General features: G+C 50.7%; 20 protein-coding genes. 9 read left to right on the top strand and 11 right to left on the bottom strand.

The window, feature by feature from the left end:
- Window positions 1–27 precede the first annotated feature (27 nt).
- Both P4D80_RS11690 and P4D80_RS11685 read right to left on the bottom strand, forming a co-directional pair.
- Complete coding sequence (locus tag P4D80_RS11690; protein ID WP_421659318.1) at window positions 28–942, bottom strand: glycerophosphodiester phosphodiesterase; 915 nt, start codon at window positions 940–942, stop codon at window positions 28–30.
- Complete coding sequence (locus P4D80_RS11685) at window positions 935–1,174, bottom strand: DUF6737 family protein (RefSeq protein WP_421659317.1); 240 nt, start codon at window positions 1,172–1,174, stop codon at window positions 935–937. The genes P4D80_RS11690 and P4D80_RS11685 overlap by 8 nt, the downstream gene beginning before the upstream one ends.
- A 441-nt stretch (window positions 1,175–1,615) precedes the next feature.
- Between P4D80_RS11685 and P4D80_RS11680 the strand changes: the two genes are divergently transcribed.
- From P4D80_RS11680 to P4D80_RS11665, 4 genes are all read left to right on the top strand, one after another.
- Window positions 1,616–1,900 carry a helix-turn-helix domain-containing protein gene (locus tag P4D80_RS11680; protein WP_421659316.1) on the top strand — a complete coding sequence of 95 codons (285 nt, stop codon included), beginning with the start codon at window positions 1,616–1,618 and terminating at the stop codon, window positions 1,898–1,900.
- 150 nt (window positions 1,901–2,050) lie between these two features.
- Entirely contained in the window at window positions 2,051–2,359 is a 309-nt protein-coding gene (locus tag P4D80_RS11675) for a hypothetical protein (RefSeq protein WP_421659315.1), read from the top strand.
- A gap of 6 nt (window positions 2,360–2,365) precedes the next feature.
- Window positions 2,366–3,667, top strand: coding sequence for a histidine--tRNA ligase (gene hisS, locus P4D80_RS11670; RefSeq protein WP_421659314.1), 1,302 nt, complete (start codon window positions 2,366–2,368; stop codon window positions 3,665–3,667).
- Window positions 3,668–4,078: 411 nt separating this feature from the next.
- The gene (locus P4D80_RS11665) at window positions 4,079–4,603 is read left to right on the top strand and encodes a photosystem I reaction center protein subunit XI (protein ID WP_421659313.1); all 525 of its coding nucleotides are present in this window, start codon (window positions 4,079–4,081) and stop codon (window positions 4,601–4,603) included.
- A 287-nt stretch (window positions 4,604–4,890) separates the two neighbouring features.
- Here P4D80_RS11665 and P4D80_RS11660 read toward each other — a convergent pair whose 3' ends face one another.
- Together P4D80_RS11660 and P4D80_RS11655 are read right to left on the bottom strand one after the other, a co-directional pair.
- Complete coding sequence (locus tag P4D80_RS11660) at window positions 4,891–5,439, bottom strand: DUF937 domain-containing protein (protein WP_421659312.1); 549 nt, start codon at window positions 5,437–5,439, stop codon at window positions 4,891–4,893.
- 162 nt (window positions 5,440–5,601) lie between these two features.
- Window positions 5,602–7,548: a DUF4912 domain-containing protein gene (locus P4D80_RS11655; RefSeq protein WP_421659311.1), complete on the bottom strand. Its 1,947-nt coding sequence runs from the start codon at window positions 7,546–7,548 to the stop codon at window positions 5,602–5,604.
- A 610-nt stretch (window positions 7,549–8,158) separates the two neighbouring features.
- Here P4D80_RS11655 and P4D80_RS11650 point away from each other — a divergent pair.
- Window positions 8,159–8,920, top strand: a complete 762-nt coding sequence (locus tag P4D80_RS11650; protein ID WP_421659310.1) for a hypothetical protein — start codon at window positions 8,159–8,161, stop codon at window positions 8,918–8,920.
- 166 nt (window positions 8,921–9,086) lie between these two features.
- On the opposite strand, the gene P4D80_RS11645 is transcribed toward P4D80_RS11650, so the two are convergent.
- Entirely contained in the window at window positions 9,087–9,578 is a 492-nt protein-coding gene (locus P4D80_RS11645) for a YajQ family cyclic di-GMP-binding protein (protein ID WP_421659309.1), read from the bottom strand.
- Window positions 9,579–9,960: 382 nt separating this feature from the next.
- Here P4D80_RS11645 and grxC point away from each other — a divergent pair, with 382 nt between their 5' ends.
- Entirely contained in the window at window positions 9,961–10,218 is a 258-nt protein-coding gene (gene grxC / locus P4D80_RS11640) for a glutaredoxin 3 (RefSeq protein ID WP_421659308.1), read from the top strand.
- A gap of 14 nt (window positions 10,219–10,232) precedes the next feature.
- The gene (gene gshB, locus P4D80_RS11635) at window positions 10,233–11,234 is read left to right on the top strand and encodes a glutathione synthase (protein ID WP_421659307.1); all 1,002 of its coding nucleotides are present in this window, start codon (window positions 10,233–10,235) and stop codon (window positions 11,232–11,234) included.
- Here gshB and P4D80_RS11630 read toward each other — a convergent pair.
- The 4 genes from P4D80_RS11630 to P4D80_RS11615 all read right to left on the bottom strand — a co-directional run bounded on the left by P4D80_RS11630 (window position 11,216) and on the right by P4D80_RS11615 (window position 14,326).
- Window positions 11,216–11,923 (bottom strand): M15 family metallopeptidase, encoded by a 708-nt coding sequence (locus tag P4D80_RS11630; RefSeq protein ID WP_421659306.1) that lies wholly within the window; start codon window positions 11,921–11,923, stop codon window positions 11,216–11,218. The two genes, gshB and P4D80_RS11630, sit on opposite strands and share 19 nt — an antisense overlap.
- A 40-nt stretch (window positions 11,924–11,963) precedes the next feature.
- Window positions 11,964–12,674 (bottom strand): ribosome maturation factor RimM, encoded by a 711-nt coding sequence (gene rimM / locus P4D80_RS11625; RefSeq protein ID WP_421659305.1) that lies wholly within the window; start codon window positions 12,672–12,674, stop codon window positions 11,964–11,966.
- A 12-nt stretch (window positions 12,675–12,686) separates the two neighbouring features.
- A complete protein-coding gene (locus tag P4D80_RS11620) occupies window positions 12,687–13,970 on the bottom strand; it encodes a valine--pyruvate transaminase (protein ID WP_421659304.1) in 1,284 nt (427 codons plus the stop codon).
- A gap of 113 nt (window positions 13,971–14,083) precedes the next feature.
- Window positions 14,084–14,326 carry a hypothetical protein gene (locus P4D80_RS11615; protein ID WP_421659303.1) on the bottom strand — a complete coding sequence of 81 codons (243 nt, stop codon included), beginning with the start codon at window positions 14,324–14,326 and terminating at the stop codon, window positions 14,084–14,086.
- A 315-nt stretch (window positions 14,327–14,641) separates the two neighbouring features.
- Here P4D80_RS11615 and glgP point away from each other — a divergent pair, with 315 nt between their 5' ends.
- Together glgP and P4D80_RS11605 are read left to right on the top strand one after the other, a co-directional pair.
- A complete protein-coding gene (gene glgP, locus P4D80_RS11610; RefSeq protein WP_421659302.1) occupies window positions 14,642–16,855 on the top strand; it encodes an alpha-glucan family phosphorylase in 2,214 nt (737 codons plus the stop codon).
- Window positions 16,856–17,050: 195 nt separating this feature from the next.
- Window positions 17,051–17,887, top strand: a complete 837-nt coding sequence (locus P4D80_RS11605; RefSeq protein ID WP_421659301.1) for a Tab2/Atab2 family RNA-binding protein — start codon at window positions 17,051–17,053, stop codon at window positions 17,885–17,887.
- A 200-nt stretch (window positions 17,888–18,087) separates the two neighbouring features.
- On the opposite strand, the gene P4D80_RS11600 is transcribed toward P4D80_RS11605, so the two are convergent.
- The gene (locus P4D80_RS11600; protein ID WP_421659300.1) at window positions 18,088–18,684 is read right to left on the bottom strand and encodes a gamma-glutamylcyclotransferase; all 597 of its coding nucleotides are present in this window, start codon (window positions 18,682–18,684) and stop codon (window positions 18,088–18,090) included.
- A 403-nt stretch (window positions 18,685–19,087) separates the two neighbouring features.
- Window positions 19,088–19,600, bottom strand: a complete 513-nt coding sequence (locus P4D80_RS11595) for a hypothetical protein (protein ID WP_421659299.1) — start codon at window positions 19,598–19,600, stop codon at window positions 19,088–19,090.
- Window positions 19,601–19,726: the final 126 nt, after the last annotated feature.

Here is a 19,726-nt window from a genome sequence, read left to right as displayed (position 1 = left end):
CACGCTCCCACTCATCTATCCATCCACTCATCCACCTTGCTGAATCATGTCCAGTAGTACATTGGGAAAATCTGTAATGAGCCCGTCTACGTTCAGGTGAATGAACTGTTGCATGATGGCTGGCTCATTCACTGTCCAGGGAATGACCTTAAACCCTGCCGCCTGTACCTCTGAAACAGCTTGAAGAAAGGTAGGGGATTCGGGTAGGAGGGTTTCAAAATTGGGGGAGTAAATGTCTACAAACCCTGTTGACTGAAGTAGGGCTGCCATGTTTCCCCCACAGGATTCAAAATCTAACCCGGCCAGAAATGGGGAGGCCCCCTTAGCCCCCTTGAGGGTACTGGTTGTGTGACTGTGTACCACCAGTGCCGAGGTTTGAATGGCTGGCTGGAGCCGCCTGGCTTCTCGTAAAACCCGCCAGTCAAAGGACTGAATCGTTGCCCGTTCAACCAGATTATTTTGCACGATCAAATCCACTAATTTTTCAGCAAAAACTGCTGGACTGGCGGTTTCATTGGGCTTCAGGGGATTGACCTTGCTCTCAATGTTGTAGCGAATTTGGGAATTGCGGGCTTCTGCCAAATCGAAGACCTGCTGTAAGGTGGGAATTCTAGCACCGGGGACTGCCTGCTGGTGGGGAAACCGGACTGGATCAGGATTTAAGCTACCACAGTCAAACGCCTGAATTTCTGCCACGCTTAAATCTTTGATCAGCCGTTGTGGGGAAAGAGGAAGGCGATCGCCCTTTGAATCCAGGCACAGTAATGGATTAATGAACGAATCGTGACAAACGACCACTACCCCGTCTTTAGAGATGCCAGTGTCCATCTCCAGGGTGGTTACACCCAGGGCGATCGCGTATTCAAATGCTGCCAGCGTATTTTCCGGGCGCAAACCCCGCGCTCCCCGGTGTCCCTGAACATCAAACAAACAGTCATTCATCTCCCCGTGCCAACTCTTCCAGCAAACCACTTTCCTGAATCAGCCGTGGGTACACCAGCAAAAAGAAACCCATCCACATCAGGACAGGAATTGCCACCAGCACTGTCAACCAAATCATTTTCAGCAGTAGCCAGCACCCGCCAATCAGGGCACTACCTGTCAACACAATAGACCAGGGCTGGCACCACCAGGGCTTATACATCCAAATGCTAGAAGATTTTTGAATAGTCATGGAACTTGGCCTTGGAAGTAGAACGCGAAAGGAGGAGGGGCTAGGAAGAGGGAAGAAGCCAGAAGGCAGGAGCCAGGAGTCGGGGATTAGGAACTGGGGGCTAGGGATCAGGTATTGGAGCAATTCAGAAGAGGGTGTTCTAGAAACGGGGCCCTGACTCCTCGAAACCCTGATTCCCTCGACCCCCTTTCCAGGATTACCAAAAAAAAAATGACAAACTCGAACTCAAAACTGTCCTGACCCCACTACTTTCCTACTCTCTTACTCCCTCACTCCCTCACTCCCCCTCCACCCCTCCACCCTTTTTTAACAACTAACGATTAACTACTCCCAGATTTCTCCCTAAAACTTGCCCATCAAATCTATCCAGCCGTGAGTATTTTTGCCAAGTTGCCCCTACAATGGAGTGAAGTAAGTAGATATACACAAGCAAGGAATCGTATGGCTGGTGGCGATTTTCAGGCGCAGGGTCCACTTTCGGATCGGGAACTGCAAGTTATTGAACTGGTAGCCGCTGGCTTGACCAACCAGGAAATTGCCGAAAAGTTGGAAATTAGCAAGCGTACCGTTGATAACCATATCAGTAATATTCTGACTAAGACAGAGACTGAGAACCGGGTTGCCTTGGTGCGGTGGGCATTGCAGTGGGGTAAGGTCTGTCTGGATGATGTGAATTGCTGCCCCTTGCCCAATGTCAACGTTAACAAAGAGGCAACTTCGGGCTAGTGGTCTGTCAAGACTTATTTTGTGAGTTGAAAATTCACAAAATAACCACTCTTACTCAATCCTGAGGTACAAGATTAAAACTGACAAACTACTAAAAGACTGCGGCCCAAGTTTGGCAACCATTTTAAGAGTGTCAGAAGTGGCTGGGGGTTGCAGTTTTTTCTAGACTGCTTATTTACGATTCAGGCTGCTTTGGAGAACTCGGTGAAGTATCGAATTCGGTGGGCACATTTGCCTCTGGCGGTTTATCGTGAGGTGGCAGCTCACCTCTGCCAGGTTGATGGGGTCGAAATCGAGCTGCTTCCCCAGCAGTCTCGGCAGTTTGACTATGCTCTCAGTCAAATTGATAGTTTGCGGATTCATCTGCCTGATGATGCAGATACGTTCTGTCATGTACAGGTGCAGCAGATTTTAGCGTACTATAGCGATCGCTACGGTGCCTGGGAAACGGTTGAATAAAAAAGCATGGGTTCCATTCAAGCGCTACGGGGAACACGGGACATTCTGCCAGAAGAGATTGGTTACTGGCAGAAGGTAGAGTCGGTTGCCCACGATATTCTGAGCAGAGCCGCCTATCAGGAAATCCGCACACCCATTTTCGAACAAACGTCTTTGTTTGAGCGAGGGATTGGGGAAGCTACGGATGTGGTTGGGAAAGAGATGTATACCTTCAAAGACCGGGGAAATCGCTCTATCACCCTTCGTCCTGAAGGAACTGCGGGGGTTGTTCGGGCATTTATTGAGCATGGGTTGGCGGCCCAGGGTGGGGTGCAGCGACTCTGGTACGGCGGGCCCATGTTTCGCTACGAACGTCCCCAGGCAGGGCGGCAGCGACAGTTTCACCAGATTGGAGTTGAAGTATTGGGTAGCCCCTCTCCCAGGGCCGATACGGAGGTGATTGCGATCGCCACCCAAATTCTGCAAACTTTGGGACTGAAAAATCTGCACCTCAACCTCAACTCAATTGGTGACTCTGAAGATCGCCAGAACTACCGCGAAGCCCTGATTGCTTACCTCACCCCCTTCAAGAGTGAGCTTGACCCCGACTCCCAGGATCGCCTGACCCGGAATCCCCTCCGAATTTTGGACAGTAAGGACGAACGCACCCAGGAAATTTTGCAGGCAGCCCCCAGTATTCTGGACTACCTCAACCCAGATTCCAAAACCCGCTTTGAGCAGGTGCAGCAACAACTAACCAGTCTCGGAATTCCCTACGAAGTCAATCCTCGTCTGGTGCGGGGGTTGGATTACTATACTCACACTGTGTTCGAAATTCAGTCCGATGATTTGGGGGCTCAGGCAACCGTTTGTGCAGGTGGGCGCTATGACGGTTTGGTGGCCCAACTGGGTGGACCTGATACCCCGGCAGTGGGTTGGGCGATCGGCCTAGAACGTCTGATTCTACTTCTGCAACAGCTACAGCCTGTTACCCCTGAAAACATCGATTTTTACGTGGTTTCTAGAGGCGAGCCAGCAGAAGCTCAGGCCCTGGTGCTGGCTCAAACTCTGCGTCAACGAGGATTTAGTGTAGAGCTGGATTTAAGCGGCAGTGCCTTTGGCAAACAGTTCAAACGGGCTGATCGCAGCGGTGCAGCGGCCTGTTTCATCCTGGGTGATGCCGAAGCCGAAACCCAAACCGTTCAACTCAAGTGGCTGGCAACGGGCAAACAGGAAGCGATCGCCCAATCCTCCCTGATTTCCCTCACCGAATCACTCCGGCAGCAAATTGCAGACAGTAGAGCTGGAGTGACAGGGGGAAGTCGTTAGTAGTTGGTTGTTAGTGGTTAGAAGGGGGTGAGGGGTGGAAAAGGGGTGAAAGGGTGGAGGGGGAGTGAGGGAGTAGGGAAGTAATGGGGTCAGGACAGTTTTGAGTTCGGGTTTGTCAATTTTTTTGTGGTAATCCTGGAAAGGGGGTCGAGGGAATCAGGGTTTCGAGGAGTCAGAGCCCCGTTTCTAGAACACCTCCTCCCTAATCCCTGACTCCTGACTCCTGACTCCTGGCTTCTTTCTTCTTCCTTCTTTCTTCTTCCTTCTTTCTTCTCCCCTTCACCCCTCCATCCCCCTTTCCTCATTAACTTTTCTAACGGTTGAACATCTCTTGTTACGGAGCGTCCCTCCCTGGGCGTAGAATTAGTCTCAATTCTTCGCATACCCCTAGATAGATAAGGACAATTAAGCATGTCTGATCCTAGAAATGCAGAACTTATTCAACCCTTCAAGGGCGATCCCTTCAGCGGAAATCTGTCAACTCCCATTAGTGATTCTGCTTTTACTAGAACATTTATCGGAAACCTTCCAGCCTATCGGAAGGGGCTCTCTCCCATCCTGCGCGGACTAGAAATTGGTCTGGCACACGGTTATTTCATCATTGGCCCCTGGGTTAAGCTGGGTCCCCTGCGTGACTCAGACCACGCCGCATTAGGTGGCCTCATTTCAGGCATTGCTCTCATTTTGATCGCTACCGCATGCCTTTCTGCCTACGGGCTTGCCACCTTTGGTGAGGAAGGATCGAACGCAGCAACCGCTGTGCAATCTTCTGGTGGAGCCCCCGGTCGTTCCAATGAAGCCCTGCAAACCGCAGAAGGTTGGAGCCAATTCACGGGAGGATTCCTCATTGGTGCAATGGGTGGCGCGTTTACAGCTTACCTGCTGCTAGCCAACTTCGGCATTGTTGATTCTATTTTCCGGGGTCACTTTAACTAGGCATTGTCAACTTATAGCTATAGCCACCAGGCTGAGGATAGGGTGCAGAGGTGGAACCCCTGGCTGGGGGTGAAGCCTCCACGCCCCCTTTAGAGCCAATGTCCTAAGCAACCTGGCAACAGCTATACTTTGCTACACGCAAAAAAGGAGCCTGCTTCTAGGCTCCTTTTTAAGTTGTTAGTTGTTCATAAGGTGTCAGCGCCAGGTGAAAGAAGGGGATGGCTGGAGGAATGGGAAGGGGCGTCAACCCATTCCTCCATCACATCTCCCATTCATTCTTTTATCACTTAAGCTGGCTGGTATTGAGCATTCAGGAAGCGGTTGGCGAATTTCATGACATCGCCCAGGTCGGTGTCACCGTCGCGATCGCTATCCAGAAAAGCATTCAAGAGCGGATTTGCACCCTGTCCACCGGAGGTACTTTTCCCCATATTCAGGAAGTTCATCACAATGGGAAGCAAGGCAGGTAGCAGCCCCTGAAGCATTCCAGCACTCAGGCCAGTTTTCTGAGCCACTGTTTGAATAATCTGTTCCTGGAACTGAGGTGGAATTAAGGACACCAGCGATGAGGGATTAAAATTGCCGCCAGTTCCTGCAAAGTTGCCACCAGCGAGCTGACCTAGCATTCCTTCAAGCGACTGACTACCTGCCTGTTGGCGTAGTACAGGACTAAGAGCCCCTCCTAACGCTGATAACACCGTTTGCATCGTATTGTTATCAATTCCATGCTGGTTGGCAAGTTGTTGTACAGAGCCAGATAATGAACTGAGCTGGTCAATGCTGGCTTGTTGATTGGGATTGTTAATTGCACTGAGTACTTCGTAAAAGAGTCCCATGATTGTAATGTCTCCTAATATTTGCGGAATGAAAGTTGAACAGATTTGAGGCTGACCAACTGATAGCAGGTGTAGCTGATAGGGCCAGGACGTGAGAGTGGGGGCGCGGAAGGGTAGAGGAGCGGAGGAGCGGGAGTGATTAAAATATAGGATTACCCAACTTTAGAGGGAGGAACGGGTTTTTTCCGATGCCACCCGAACGGAGTTAGAACGAGCCAGCCGTAGCCAACGACCGTCAGCGGTGGTATAACCCAGCTCAACCAGGTAGTCGCGATCGCTAGATCGGATCGGCAAATGACGGTCATTATCCAGTTCATCACACTCAAACTCATACATAGCATGGGGTTCCTGATAGTCGCTGTTGATGTCTGTGACATCGTAAAGGCGCAACATCAGATTCTGGCCTCCCTGCCGTTGCAGATCTGTCTTGTGTTCATCGGATACTTCCCAATAGGCATAGGCATCAGCGGAATTGCGTGGGGTCAGAATAATCCGGCTATCATACCTGGTTTCGTGGACTGGCTCAGGAGTAGCAACGCGATCGCCCGCCACCATAGTGCGCCCGGCTGCTACAGTTGCCGCTGCTGCTCCCGCTGCGGTTACCCGTGACATTGCCGGAGTCATCCCTTTCACCACCGTCTCAGTTATGGGGGGAGTCGCCACGGGGCTGCATTGAGGCACCCGGACGTGCTCAGACCTGGCCAGGCTCACCCATTCATCCTTGGAATTGATAAAGCCCAGTTCAACCAGGTAATCCCGATTGTCCACCTCAATTGGTAGGTGCATATCCCGTTGCTGCTGATAATCGCACTCAAACCGCTGAACGCTGTGGGGTTGCTGGTAATCCAGGTTAATATCTGTCACGTCGTAAAGCCGCAGGGCCTGCTTCTTGCCATATTTCTGGTACTTCTTCTTATCATCCTCTGACAGTTCCCAATAGGCGTAAGCATCCCGGCAGTTGCGTGGGGTCAGAATAATCCGGCTGGGGCGCTCCGTGGGCGATCGCCGCGCTCCCCGGCCCAATGCCCACCACAACAGCAGAGGTAACCCCAGCAATGGCAGCAGCAGCCACCATAAAGGTGCCCAGGAAGGTTTAGCAGCGACGGGCGCAGGCAGAACCACGGCAGTTTCGGGGGCAGGGGCAACCCCAGTCGGCTCAGGAGCCGTTGCCGCTTCTTCAGAAGTCTTTGCCGCCTCGCTCCTGGCCTGCTCAACAACTCGCTGACTTTCAGGAGTCAGCGCATAACCCAGGAACGCCTGCACACCGGGGTTGGGACTGGGTCCCTTATAAACATAGGACAGGGGTTGGGAAAAGGGATAGCGGGGATCCGTAGGCAGGGTCTTGTGCATCTGGACAACCCGAACTTCGGGTTGGTCAATCACCTGATCGGCAATGGCATAACCAACGCCATCGGTACCCAGTTTCTCAATTACCGCCGAAGTCTTGTCTTCTGCCACTTGAACTGCATTGACACCCGTCTCAAAAGGAGCTTTTGGAAAAACGGGATAGTTGAGAAATGCCTGACGGGTATCACTGCTTTCGGGGCGATCAACAAGCCGAACGGGTCCCTTTGCCCCACCAACCTGTGACCAGTCTGTGATTTCACCCCGGAAAATTCTGGCAAATTGCTCAATCGTCAGGCTGCCATTAAATGGACTGTCAGGTCCAACAATAATCGCAATTTTGTTACGAGAAATGGGTACTGCAACCAGTCCCTCTGCCTTTTCTGCGGCAGTTAATGGACGCCCGATCGCCACCAGGTCAATTTTGCCCTCCCGTAGAGCTTGTAATGCCGCATCCGTTCCTTCACTGGCAATCCGAATATCAGTCCCTGGAAACTGTTTCTCAAAGCTCCGTTTCAACGCTTCATTAATAGTTTCCATACTGCTGGAACCGTCAATCGCAACCTTCGTTCCTTTGGCAACGGTCTCAGGCATTGGAAAAGAACTGGGAGCAGCCGTTTGAGCCAGAGCTGGTTGAGTAATCGAAGCTTCTAATAATTGTTGGAGTTGAAATTTGGGAGCAGCCGCCAAGGTAAGCAGAACGGCCAGAGGAATAACGGAAGTTTTTTTCTTCAAATTCACCATGTTTTTCTTCAAATTCACCATGATAGTTATGTCCCTGACTAATCATCAAATGAGCTTTATCAATGCGCTAATCGTAGAGCTAAAATCACCCATCCAAGAAATTAATCCGTTTTCTTTAACACCCGTTTAGAGAGATGTTTAGAATACTCGCTGGTTGGATTGAGTGGGCTATCACAGACCTTAACAGCCGCATTGCTCCTGTTCTTCAAAAGGTGGAGCCGGACAGCATTCGTTTAGACCATAAATGAAGAAAATAAGGAAACAATAAGAAGATGCTTGAAAAACTACTGCCTGTAACAGAATGCCTGGTTTCTTGCTCCCCAACCCCCCTTCAAAATTGTCCTGAATCGACAAAGCTGAAATAATCGAGATCAATCAACCATCACCAGGAATCAAGCCTTTGAAACTTTAGGAGAGCTTGCCTGTCACTGGATAACATGCAATATTGACTACGCAATGATGATTTTATAATCCCTAGCGGGGATGCAAAGTATGGTAGTGCTCAAATCATCATGATTTTTCAGTTTGAAATGATGGTGGCCAGCGCCGCTCATCATTACCTCTTGAGGTCTACCCAAAGTATAACTACCAGGTTTAACCCCGATAGCTTCTGTGTCTTAATAAGGGGAAGATGATGCGACCTGTAAAGGCTTTACTCACTGTGATCGCCCTGACAGCTACTTCAACCCTTCTACCCACCCCGCCTGCCCAGGCTGGTGCAACCCAGGCAATCATCAACGCCTGTTACAAACACACCCAAAATCAGGGATACATCATACAGCAACTGCTTTCTAGCTATGGCGGTGGAGCATATCAGACTTCGAAAGTGACCATGCGAGTAAAAAATCGCCGCAACGGATTACTCTACAACGCCACCTGTGAATATAACCGGGGCAGAATCAGACTTAGCCAGATAGTTCCCATCTCCAGCGGAGGCGGTACCAACCCTCGGCAATACTATGAGCGAGGATACCGACAGGGGCAGGCAGACGCCAAAGCAGGACGCAGATACGACCCCGTTGCCAGTTCCTACGAACTCCGTCCAGAACTTGCGCGCGAGTACACCCGCGGTTACGCAAATGGATACAGTTCGGTTGAATTTGGGGGGAAGACCCTTTTGCCACCGAAAAACGACGGTACTACAACGAAGGATACCGACAGGGGCAGGCCGATGCCAGAGCGGGACGCAGATATGACCCGATCGCAGGCTCCTACCAGCTACTCCCTGAATTCTCCCGCGAATACACCAGAGGCTATGGAGACGGGTACACCACGGCTGAAACCCCTAACACCAATGGCTCAGGCAGTTACTCAGGGGTACAACGGGATTGGTATAACCGGGGCTATGGAGCTGGACGGGCCGATGCCCTCAATAACCGTCCTTACGATTTGAATCAGGACATTTACGACAATGCCCTGCAAAACAACCCTCCCCTGCGCAGAGCCTACAGCGAGGGCTATCGGCAGGGATATTACTCTGTGACCCAATGAGAGAATGAGAGGTAATCTCCCCTACACACCTGTTCGCTTATCCAATCATCCACTTCCCCACTTTTGGGCTATCGGTAATTCGTAAATTGCAGCGCAACTGGAAAGTCTTCCTGTTTAATGCGTTGAATCACAGCCTGTAAATCATCTTTCGATTTGGCGCTGACTCGCACCGCATCTCCCTGAATTGATGCCTGGACTTTCTTAAACTCATCCCGCACGATTTTGGTAATCTGTTTCCCAATCTCCTGGCTAATTCCCTTCTTAAGAGCGATCTCCTGCCGCACCCGGTTGCCGCTGGCAGTCTCAACCTTACCGTAGTCAAAAATTTTCATTGACAGGTTCCGTTTGGCGGCTTTGGTTTGCAGAATCGTGTGGACAGCCTGTAGGGTAAACTCGCTATCCGTGTTGATCACAATGGCCTGGTCGCCTAATTCCAACGTGGTTTTGGTGTCTTTCAGGTCATACCGGGTTTGAATTTCTCGCTTTGCCTGATCAAGCGCATTGATCAGTTCTTGCCGATCAAAATCACTCACAACATCGAAGGAGAAGGTATCAGCCATAGGTCGAATCTCAATGCTCTAAACAAGGGGGCAAAGAAGCGAACGTGCCGCTAGAGTCAGCATAAAGGAACCCCTAATTAAGGATAGATGGAATTTGTAGAACATGAATCACTGGAGCGGATTACTCTCTATAGCTATAGTCACCAGGTTTAGGTAGTCACCAGGTTTAGGACGGAGTGCAGGGGTAAACCCCTGGCTGGGGGCGCAGCCCCCACACCCCCTTAAAACCAATGTTCTAAAATCTGGCGACAGTTATACCAGGAAATGGTATTGGATAAAGCATGGAAAACAATGGAATTTGACAATGGCCTCTATGCAATCCATTAATCAGCAATCTCATAGGGCAGTCTAGAATGGAGCTAAACGATAAATGTTAAGAACTATGTCTGCCAACGTCGAGATCTATACCTGGAGCATGTGTCCCTTTTGTATTCGTGCAAAAGCTCTGTTGGAGAAGAAAGGGGTCGAGTATACGGAATATTGTATTGATGGTGATGAGGCTGCACGGGCAAAAATGGCTAAACGAGCAAATGGACGTCGCTCCCTGCCACAAATTTTTATTGGCAATCAACACATTGGTGGATGCGATGAACTGTATGCTCTAAATGCACAGGGAAAGTTGGATGCGTTGCTGCAATGACTGAGGGTTTTTAAGTGAAATTTGCATTTATCATTGACCCGATCAAACGGTTGGACCCCGGTCACGATACCAGTGTTGCGCTGATGGAAGCGGCTCAAGAACTGGGGCACGAAGTTTGGATTACTCAGGCAAACCATTTGAGTGTAGCAGAGGGTAAAGCCTTTGCCCTACTGGAACGGGTTCAACTTTTTCCAGTGCAACTAATTGAGGGACGCTGGGTGGCAGCCAATCCCTGGTTTGTGCTAAAGGAGCGAATGCATCTGTCTTTAGCAGAGATGGATGCAGTTTTTATGCGCACCGATCCGCCCGTGACAGTCCCCTACCTCTACGCAACTTACATCCTAGACTACATCGATCCAACAAAAACGCTGGTGATCAACTCGCCGCGGGGAATCCGGGCCGCCAATGAGAAGATGTACGCACTTCAGTTTACAGAAGCCATTCCCGAAACCATTGTGAGCCAGAGCAAGCAAGTCATTCTGAAGTTTGTGGCAGAAAAGGGAATGGCGGTGCTGAAACCGCTGGGAGGTAAAGCGGGAGAGGGAATTTTGTTCCTGGAAAGGGGCGATCGCAACCTCAACTCGCTTATCGAAATCAGCACCCAGCAAGGGCAGGTACCTGTCATGGTACAGACCTATCTGCCAGCGGCAAAGGAGGGCGACAAGCGCATTATTTTGCTGGATGGCGAACCCATCGGTGCCGTTAACCGCATCCCAACGGGTAATGAGTTTCGCGGCAACATGGCCGTGGGGGGCAGAGTGGCCCAAACCGAAATCACTGAGCGGGAGCGGGAGATCTGTGCCCAACTGGCTCCAACTTTAAAGCGAGATGGCCTGGTATTCGTTGGCATTGATGTGATTGGTGGCTATCTGACGGAGGTAAACGTGACCAGCCCCACAGGCGTGCGCGAAATTGATCGCCTGGAAGGAACTCGCCTCGGTTGTCAGGTCATCGAGTGGATTGCTCGCAAAGGGGCGGGAAGGGGCGATCGCCCATCCTATGCCACCGCTCCATAGCAGGCGATCGCGGCCATATCTGGATTTTTTTGATTCACCAGCCACGCCCACATCTGGTCCCCCAGGCAAAAATGCCACCATTCCTGGGGATGCTGTTCAAATCCGGCCATCACCATAATCTTGCTCAACAATTGACGGTTCTGGTGGAATTGCTGCTCATCGGGCACTTCACTATTTGCAAAATGGTCGGGAAAGGAACGGGGAGACATTTCATCAATCGGTGAACCCATTGGAACTGGCTGCCCCGTTTCATCCACCAGAGTGACATCAATTGCAGAACCTGTACTGTGGGGTGGCGGCGTTGCCGGATCGGGACTGGGTACCGCCCAAAACTCATATACCTGCTCCAGAATTCCTTGCCGCTGTTCTTCCGTTAGGGTTTCCAGGAATAGTCCCTGTGCCTGCACCAGTTCTCGAAAGGTGTAGTCCACCATAAACTGCTGCACAGCGATCGGGCGATAGGCATCAAAAATCTGAATTCGCCACCCGGGTCGTTTTTCTTGTAACATTTCTTGAGCGGTCAGCAGACATTTAAGCACCCCTTCCCGCAGGTAAAAGGGTGACCTTTCCCCATAGGGAGCCCCCAATTTTTCATAGGGATGGGGCAGGACAAAGGGAAAGATTTCCGGCGGAATTGGCAACAGGGGCTCATTGCACTCCCGGATTGTAATCAGTTGGTAAGGTCTCATGAATCAGGCTTTGAGGGCGCTTGTACATAGTTCGTTGCGACTATCCAATCAGCCCTTTGGGAGGAGTGATTTCAATCCGTTTTTGGTCTAAATCTACAACCGGGACGATCGCCTTTACAAAGGGAATCAAAACAGTCGCTGGTTTCTTTGCAAAAGTTTCAGTCTGGGCACACCGCTCAACTTCCAGCAAATCATTTCCGGCTGAAATCACGTTGACAACGACGCCAATAAATGCGTGAGTGATCTGGTCAAATACATTCAAGCCAATCAGGTCAGAAACGTGGAATTCATCTTCTGCCAAAGGGGGGCGATCGCTGGCTGGAACCAGTAGCTTTGCCCCCTTTAGCGCTTCTGCCTGAGTTCTATCAACTACACCGGCCAGTTGAATTACATACAACCCCTTGCCATCCTGGTGCTTTCCTCGCACCAGCTCAACAGGCTGAGGTTCTTTATGCCCCGGCTTTAGCAACCAACGCATCCCTGGCTGCACAAACCGCTCTGGAAAGTCGGAATCTGGATAAACACGTAACTCACCTTTCAAGCCCTGGGGAGCAACGATTTTGCCGATTTCGATCAGGTCAGGAATGAAGGGTAAGGGGTGAGGGGTGGCAGAGGAGCCAGGGACTAGAGACTGGGGGCTGGGAAAGGTTTGAGGTTTGAGGTTTGAGGTCTGAGCTAGCTCTTGGCTCCTGGCTCCTGGTTCCTGCCTCCCGGTTTCCTCCACCCCTCCTTCTCGCCTATCTCCACGCATACTGTTTCCACCTCATATCTTACACCTCACCCCTGAATAAACTCTCTCCACCACTTGAGCCAGTCGTTTCATGCCGGTTTCTATTTCCTGATCGCTGGCAGTCAGGCTGATGCGGATACATTGACGAGTATGCTCCCAGTCTTCTCGGAGTCCAGGGAAGAAAGAACTGCCAGGGACGACAATCACGCCCACCTGCTTCAGTTCCTGATAAAGCTGCCAGTCGGTAATTGGCAGATCTTTTAGCCAGAGCCAGCTAAAGATGGCCCCTTCACCCCGATGCAAAAACCAGGGCAGACTGCTGGGCATCGACTGATCAAGGGTACTTTCAATAATGTTGATCTTTTTCTGGTAGAAAGGGCGAATGACATTAACGGCAATGTCTGCCAGGGCACCAGAACTGATGGCGCGGGCTGCGATCGCCTGCCCATAGCGGGGAGAATGGATACACATATTGGTCTGGAAACATTCCAGCACCTGAATTATCTGTTCGTCGCCAATTGCAATTCCAATTCGTTCACCCGGTAACCCTGCCTTTGACAGACTCATGCAATGAACAATGTTGTTGCCAAACAGAGGCAACATTTCGGTAAAGTTCAATGCCGGGAAGGGAGGAGCGTAGGCAGAGTCCACAAAAACCGGGACATCGAAAGGAGCCGCCAGCGCTGCAATTTTTTTGACTTCTTCATCGGTAAGCACGTTACCCGTTGGGTTACAGGGACGGGAAAACAGCACACAGCCCGTGTTCTCATCAATTTCTAAGAGGCTAAAGTCCGGGCGGTACTTGAAGCGGTGAGCCGGGGCATCAATATCTAACGCAGGCTTGTAGGCAATCAGAGCTTCCGGCGTCAAAGTGACACCGCCGTAACCTGTATAGTCCGGGCTGAGGGGCAAAACAATTTTCTTCAAATTGCCACTACTGGTAAATCCGCCAAAGGCATTGGCTGCATAGAAGTAAAGGCTCTGACTACCAGGTGTGATGAGAATGTTGCGATCGCTCAAATTCAACCCATAGCGCCGATTAAAGTCATTGATAACCGCTTCGATAAAGGGTTGATAGCCCTGGCTTGCCCCATAACGGCACACCACTTCACCATACTCTGCACTGGCCAGCAAATCCGCTGTGCAGTCGCGCCAAAGCTGCTCCACTTCTGGCAAAATTAGCGGATTGGCCGCACTCAAGTTAATGAGCTCCTGCCCTGCCCCGGCTCGCAACGTCTCCAGGATGTCTTTCATAATCGCCCGAACTCCCGTTAAGCGAGACATTTCGTGGCCATAGTGACTTAGGGCAGGTTCCATAATTCAAGCTGGGAGTGGATTCACTTAAAGAGTCTTCACAGAGGAAATTCGGCTGTTAATAGGCTGTGGCTTTTCCATCACTCCTAGAAAATTTAACAGCATGTTATCCAATGCTAACTGAAGAATGCTCCTCTGTACCAGTTGCGAAAGAGAGCAAAGGGAAAGAGCGGAGAGACGCCAGATGTTGTCAATTGTTGGAGAGAGATGAGGGGTGGATGGGTAGATGAGTGGATGAGTGACAGGGTGATGGGGTACACCATCACTCCATCCCCGGTACTCCATTCCTCCCCCACTCTCCCACTCATCCGCTCCTTTCGCCCTCTGGCTCCGGACTTGTGGTTCCGGACTTCTGACACCTCAACGTATAGTTACTATTAGTTACTATTAGTTGCTATCGTGGAGACTTCATTACAGCTACTTAAACACTCTCTAAAGAGCTTCAAACATTATTAAAGAAATCCTACCTCCTGTCCAAATGGGGGCAATCTAGAACCATTGTGTAGAATTAGACTGCTTTTTTCGAACCCATCCTGTACATCTTCGGGAAAAATGCAGTTCGTGGCTCTGGGAAAGCGTGAATCCCCTATATTGCTCTTTACTATTGCTCTTTACTCTCCGATGGAGCCAGAGCCCAATTCAGTTATTTCAGGTATTTCAGGAATCTTTTTGATATGGTGAATGCACTTGCTTCGACACCAGCTAACCACCTGCGGGCCCGACTGCCGCGATCGCTCAAGCGATTGGCTGATCTGGCCTATAACTACTGGTGGTGTTGGGCTTCTGGCCAAGTTTCTTTGTTTGAAACCATCAATCCCGACGAGTGGGAGCGCTGTGGACACAACCCGGTTATCCTGCTGGAAACCGTCAATTATGAGCGGTTGACCCAACTTTCCATCGATCCCTACTACCTCAAACGGCTTAACAACCTGGCCGAAGAATTTGATCGCTACATGGCAGCCAATGATACCTGGGCCAGTCGGGTTGCTCCCCAGATTTCCAGGGAACATCCGGTCGCCTATTTCTGTGCCGAGTTTGGCATCCATGAATCTTTGCCTGTCTACTCTGGTGGTTTAGGCATCCTGGCAGGGGATCATCTCAAATCTGCCTCCGATCTAGGAGTGCCGATGGTGGGAATTGGTTTGTTTTACCGACAGGGCTATTTCCACCAGCGGTTAAATCGGGCTGGCTGGCAGGAAGACTACTACATCGACAATCCCTTTGAGCGGATGCCGGTGGAACTGCTTAAAAATGCCCAGGGTGAACCGATTACCATTGAGCTTCAGGTGCGTACCCGGATGGTGAAGGTTCAGATCTGGCGTGTCCAGGTCGGGAGAGTAAATCTTTACCTGCTGGATACGGATCGAGAAGATAATGACCCCATTGATCGCTGGCTTACCGGACATCTATACGGTGGCAATCAGGAAACCCGCATTGCTCAAGAGGTAGTGTTGGGAATTGGAGGAGTGCGTGCCCTGCAAGCGCTTGGCATTGAGCCTGGAGTGTATCACCTGAACGAGGGCCATGCTGCTTTCTGTCTCCTGGAAGTTGCACGGCTGGAGATCCAGAAAACAGGTAAATCATTTTATGACATTGAGGCCACAGTGCGCGATCGCTGCGTCTTCACCACCCATACCCCCGTTCCTGCTGGGCATGATGTATTCTCCGCTGACTTGATGGACTCCTTTTTTGCCAACTACTGGGATCAGTTAGGGCTCTCACGCGAACAATTCCTGGCTCTGGGTGCCCGTCGCCTGGGTGATCCCTGGGAACCTTTTGGAATGACGGTCCTGGCATTACGTCTGACTCGTACTGCCAACGGCGTAAGTGAACTCCATGGGCACGTTTCCCGCGCCATGTGGACTGTGCTTTATCCTGACCGCAGCGAAGACAAAGTTCCCATTGGGTACATTACCAACGGTGTCCATGCCTCTACCTGGACCGCATCTCTAATGAGTGACCTGTACACTGAATATCTGGGAGTAGACTGGCATACGAAGGTTGTTGACCCAGAACTATGGGCAAAGGTCGATCAAATCCCGGATGAGGAAATCTGGTGGCGGCATATGGTACTGAAGGAGCGGCTTATTGCCTATGCTCGCCATAAAATTAAACAGGCACGGCACGGACGTGGCGAAGATTGGGAACTGATTCAGGCAGCAGATCGTATTCTTGATCCAGAGGTATTGACTATTGGCTTTGCTCGTCGTTTCAGCCCCTATAAGCGGGGCAACCTGCTGTTGAGGGATGCGGAACGGGCACTCAAAATCTTTGGCAATCCAGAACGGCCTGTGCAAATTATCTTTTCTGGGAAAGCCCATCCTGCCGATGAAGAGGGCAAGCGAATCATTCAGCGGTTGATGGAATGGTGCAAACAGCCCCAGATCTGGAACCGGGTGGCATTTATTGAAGACTATGACATGTACACTGCGCGTAAATTAATGCAGGGTGTAGACGTTTGGCTCAACAATCCCCGTCGTCCGCTAGAAGCATCGGGCACCAGTGGTCAGAAGGTCTGCTTCAATGGCGGTATCAACTGTAGTGTACTGGATGGCTGGTGGTGCGAAGGTTACAAGGCGGATGCTAGCGGCAAGGGGATCAATGGCTGGGCGATCGGTGAAAATGCCAACACCAGCGACCAGAATCTCCAGGATAAGATTGACTCCGATTCGCTCTACCAATTGCTGGAGGAAGAAATCGTTCCACTCTACTACAACCAGGATAGGGACGGTATTCCCCACGGCTGGGTCAAAATGATGAAAGAGTCAATTAAGTCTAATTCTCCGGCCTTCAACACCCACCGGATGATTGCTGATTATGTGACTCAAGTCTACGCTCCGGGAACACAGGTGAAAATGGGCTTGAGTTTAGCCAGCATACCGTCTTAAAGCAGCCTGTTGCCGTAGCTGGTCACTATAGATGGTGTAAAGGGGAAGGGTGGGTGATGAAGTAGGGATATAACCCTATCACTCCATCACTGTTAGTCCGTCAGGATAGATTTGAGGGATAGCTGAGATCTATAAAATCCATTTCCAGGATGTTTTGAGGTTTTCAACCTCTCAAAACAGTCTTGACAGACTACTATGACTATTTGGGAAATCGATTTCTACCGTCGCCCCCTTCAAGATGAGGGGGGAAATCCACTCTGGGAACTGTTGTTGTGTGACCCGGTGGGCGAATTTAAGTACACTGTTTTCTGCCCTCAGCCGCAGGCAACAGGGGATTGGTTGATTGCTGAGATGCAGAAGGTAGCTGATTTGGGTTATCCATTGCCCAATATTTTGCAGGTCTTTCGCCCGCAGACCTTTAACCTGTTGCAAACCGTTGGCGAAAAACTGGGAATGGTGGTTGAACCCACTCGCCACACTCCTGCCCTGAAGCATTGGCTAGAAGAGCGTGCCCGCCAGTACCCTACTCTGCCTAACTACACCGGACAACCCTATCAGCCATTACAACTGGACAAGCCTCCCCCTGTTCCCCTGGATAGAACGCTCTGGGGTGATCGCTGGGGGTTTACCAGCTTTCCCGCCGCTGATCTGGTAGATGCTTTTCGCGATCGCCCCATTCCCATTCTGGAAATGCCGGAAGACTGGTTTCCGCTAAAGCTGGGTATCGCTTCCACCCTCCCCGTTCCCGGAGTTGTGATCACGGGTGGACGCCGCTCTATGACGATTGCCCGCTGGCTACAGGAATCCCATCCCTACTCGTTAAACTATGTACCAGGTGCTCCCGATGGCCTGATCCTGGAAGCTGGATTGTGCGATCGCTGGATCGTTGCCACCTTTGCAGACCCCGATGTCAAAGCCGCCGCTCAACAATACGAACAACGAAAGCGCCAAAGCAAAGAACTCCACTTTTTTACTGGTGCAGCCCGACGACTCTGGTATCACCTACAGCGGCTTCTGGCTGTTAAGAGGTGAGGGGTGAGGGCTAGTGAAGTTGTTCGTTGTTGGTTGTTATTTCTGTCATCCTGCATTAACTATTGGCTGTTAGCTTTTATCGCTCTACGCAGGTGCGTTAGGACATTGGAATTAGAGAGGGAGTGGGGGCAAAGCCCCCAGCCAGGGGTGGAACCCCCTGCACCCCGTCCTAACCAGAATGACTATCGCTATATTTCAAATCAGGCAGAACGAAGAGGCTGCTGTCGTTTCTGACGCTGTTGAAGCTGGTGCATGTGATGGAATAGCTTCCAGCAATATTGTTCTGATAGGCCACAGGTTACCGCACCGCGCAGCACCACGTTTAAATACCAGTCGTTAGGAGCCAGTTCTTCCTCCAGCTTATTGACAACCACATAGGTGCGTACATTGCGGTAGATCCAGTTGTCCCGATGCACTTCAACGATTTCATGGCGATAGCCGCCATTCGGAACTTCTTCACGTTCATCCAGGCGATCGCTCAACCGCCAGGGTAACTGATACAAGACCCCTTCTACGTAGGAATGGGGGTCTTTGACTACATCCAAAACTCCGCAGTTGCGTCGCTGCGATCGTTGGTAGAACCCCAGCCGGTAACCTTTTAGCAGCGCAGGTCCAATCACGTAAGTATGGGTACTTTCCCCCAGGGTCCGCTTTAGGTCAACCGGGCACATGCAAGAGCCATAGGCAAAATAATAAAAAAACTCAGTCATGTTCGACTGGGGCATGGGTGTTGACAAAATTTGAGGGTCAGGAAATTCTACGGCAGAAAGGTGGGTTTTTCCAGAGAGAACAGTCATAGTAGGAGACAGGTAGCGGAGGAGGGAGACGATAGTGTAAATGGGTTGCCGCTGTCCTAACTATTAAAAATTCCTGTCATCTTCTAATCAGGATGGCAACAGCAAATTTCCTCTTAAAATACCGCATCCCGATAGATAAACCGGGGAATTGTGTACAAACTTCTATTTGTAGCGGTAGTCATTCTGGTTAGGACGGGGTGCAGGGTAGAACCCCTGGCTGGGGCCTTTGCCCCCACTCCCTCTCTAATTCCAATGTCCTAACGCACCTGCGAGAGCTATAGTTCATGCTTCATGTAAGCAGAGATGAACTATACAGCTCACCTTGCCAATTGATTGGAGGATTGCTCACACTCCCAATCTCAATCTTCCAGAAAACTGATGAAAAATTCTGCTACTGATTTATCTAAAATTTTGGAGATACACCAGAGCGATCGCCCGATTCCAATCGATAGGTTCTTCCCTGCGAATCCGCGCGGTAGACCCAGCGGCGGCGGCCATCCGACAACACCAACCGCCACCCTTCAACCATTGCCTGAGTGCAGAATTCATCTGATTTAGGCAACCCCAGGCAACCATTGGGCCAGGTTTTGCGAGTGGATTCAACAACCCCCAGCTTGCCCACCGGAACTCCTGTCCGTTTACTAAGATCCTGCCGCAATGTATTGGCAATGGCCGGGGGAAGCTGAGTAGAGCTCGTTCCAGCAATTTGGGCAAAATGAATCCCTGTCACTGCCATGGTTGGAATTGTCGATAGTTCAGAAGCATCGGCACTGGGAAGTAAGGTAAAGCTATAACCCAGCGACACAATTCCCATCAAAACCAGAACAGAGCAGTAGTGTCCCAGTTGTCCCTGGCTCAAAAGTGCTTTTGCTCTCCCAGATAAGGAAGCTGTCAGCTGTACCAGTTTTATTGTCATAAATAGCCCTTACAAAAAGGAAAAAAGAAAAAAGAAGCCGGAACCAGGAGCTAATTCAGAACTCAGAACTCAAAACTCTCCTAGCCCCCAATCTCTAGCTCCTGGCCCCTTTCCCACTCCTCACCC

It is taken from the genome of Leptothermofonsia sp. ETS-13 (assembly GCF_049200465.1).
Classification (GTDB): Bacteria; Cyanobacteriota; Cyanobacteriia; order Leptolyngbyales; family Leptolyngbyaceae; genus Leptothermofonsia.
Note: the sequence above shows the minus strand (reverse complement) of the source record. Positions and strands in the feature narration are given on the sequence as shown.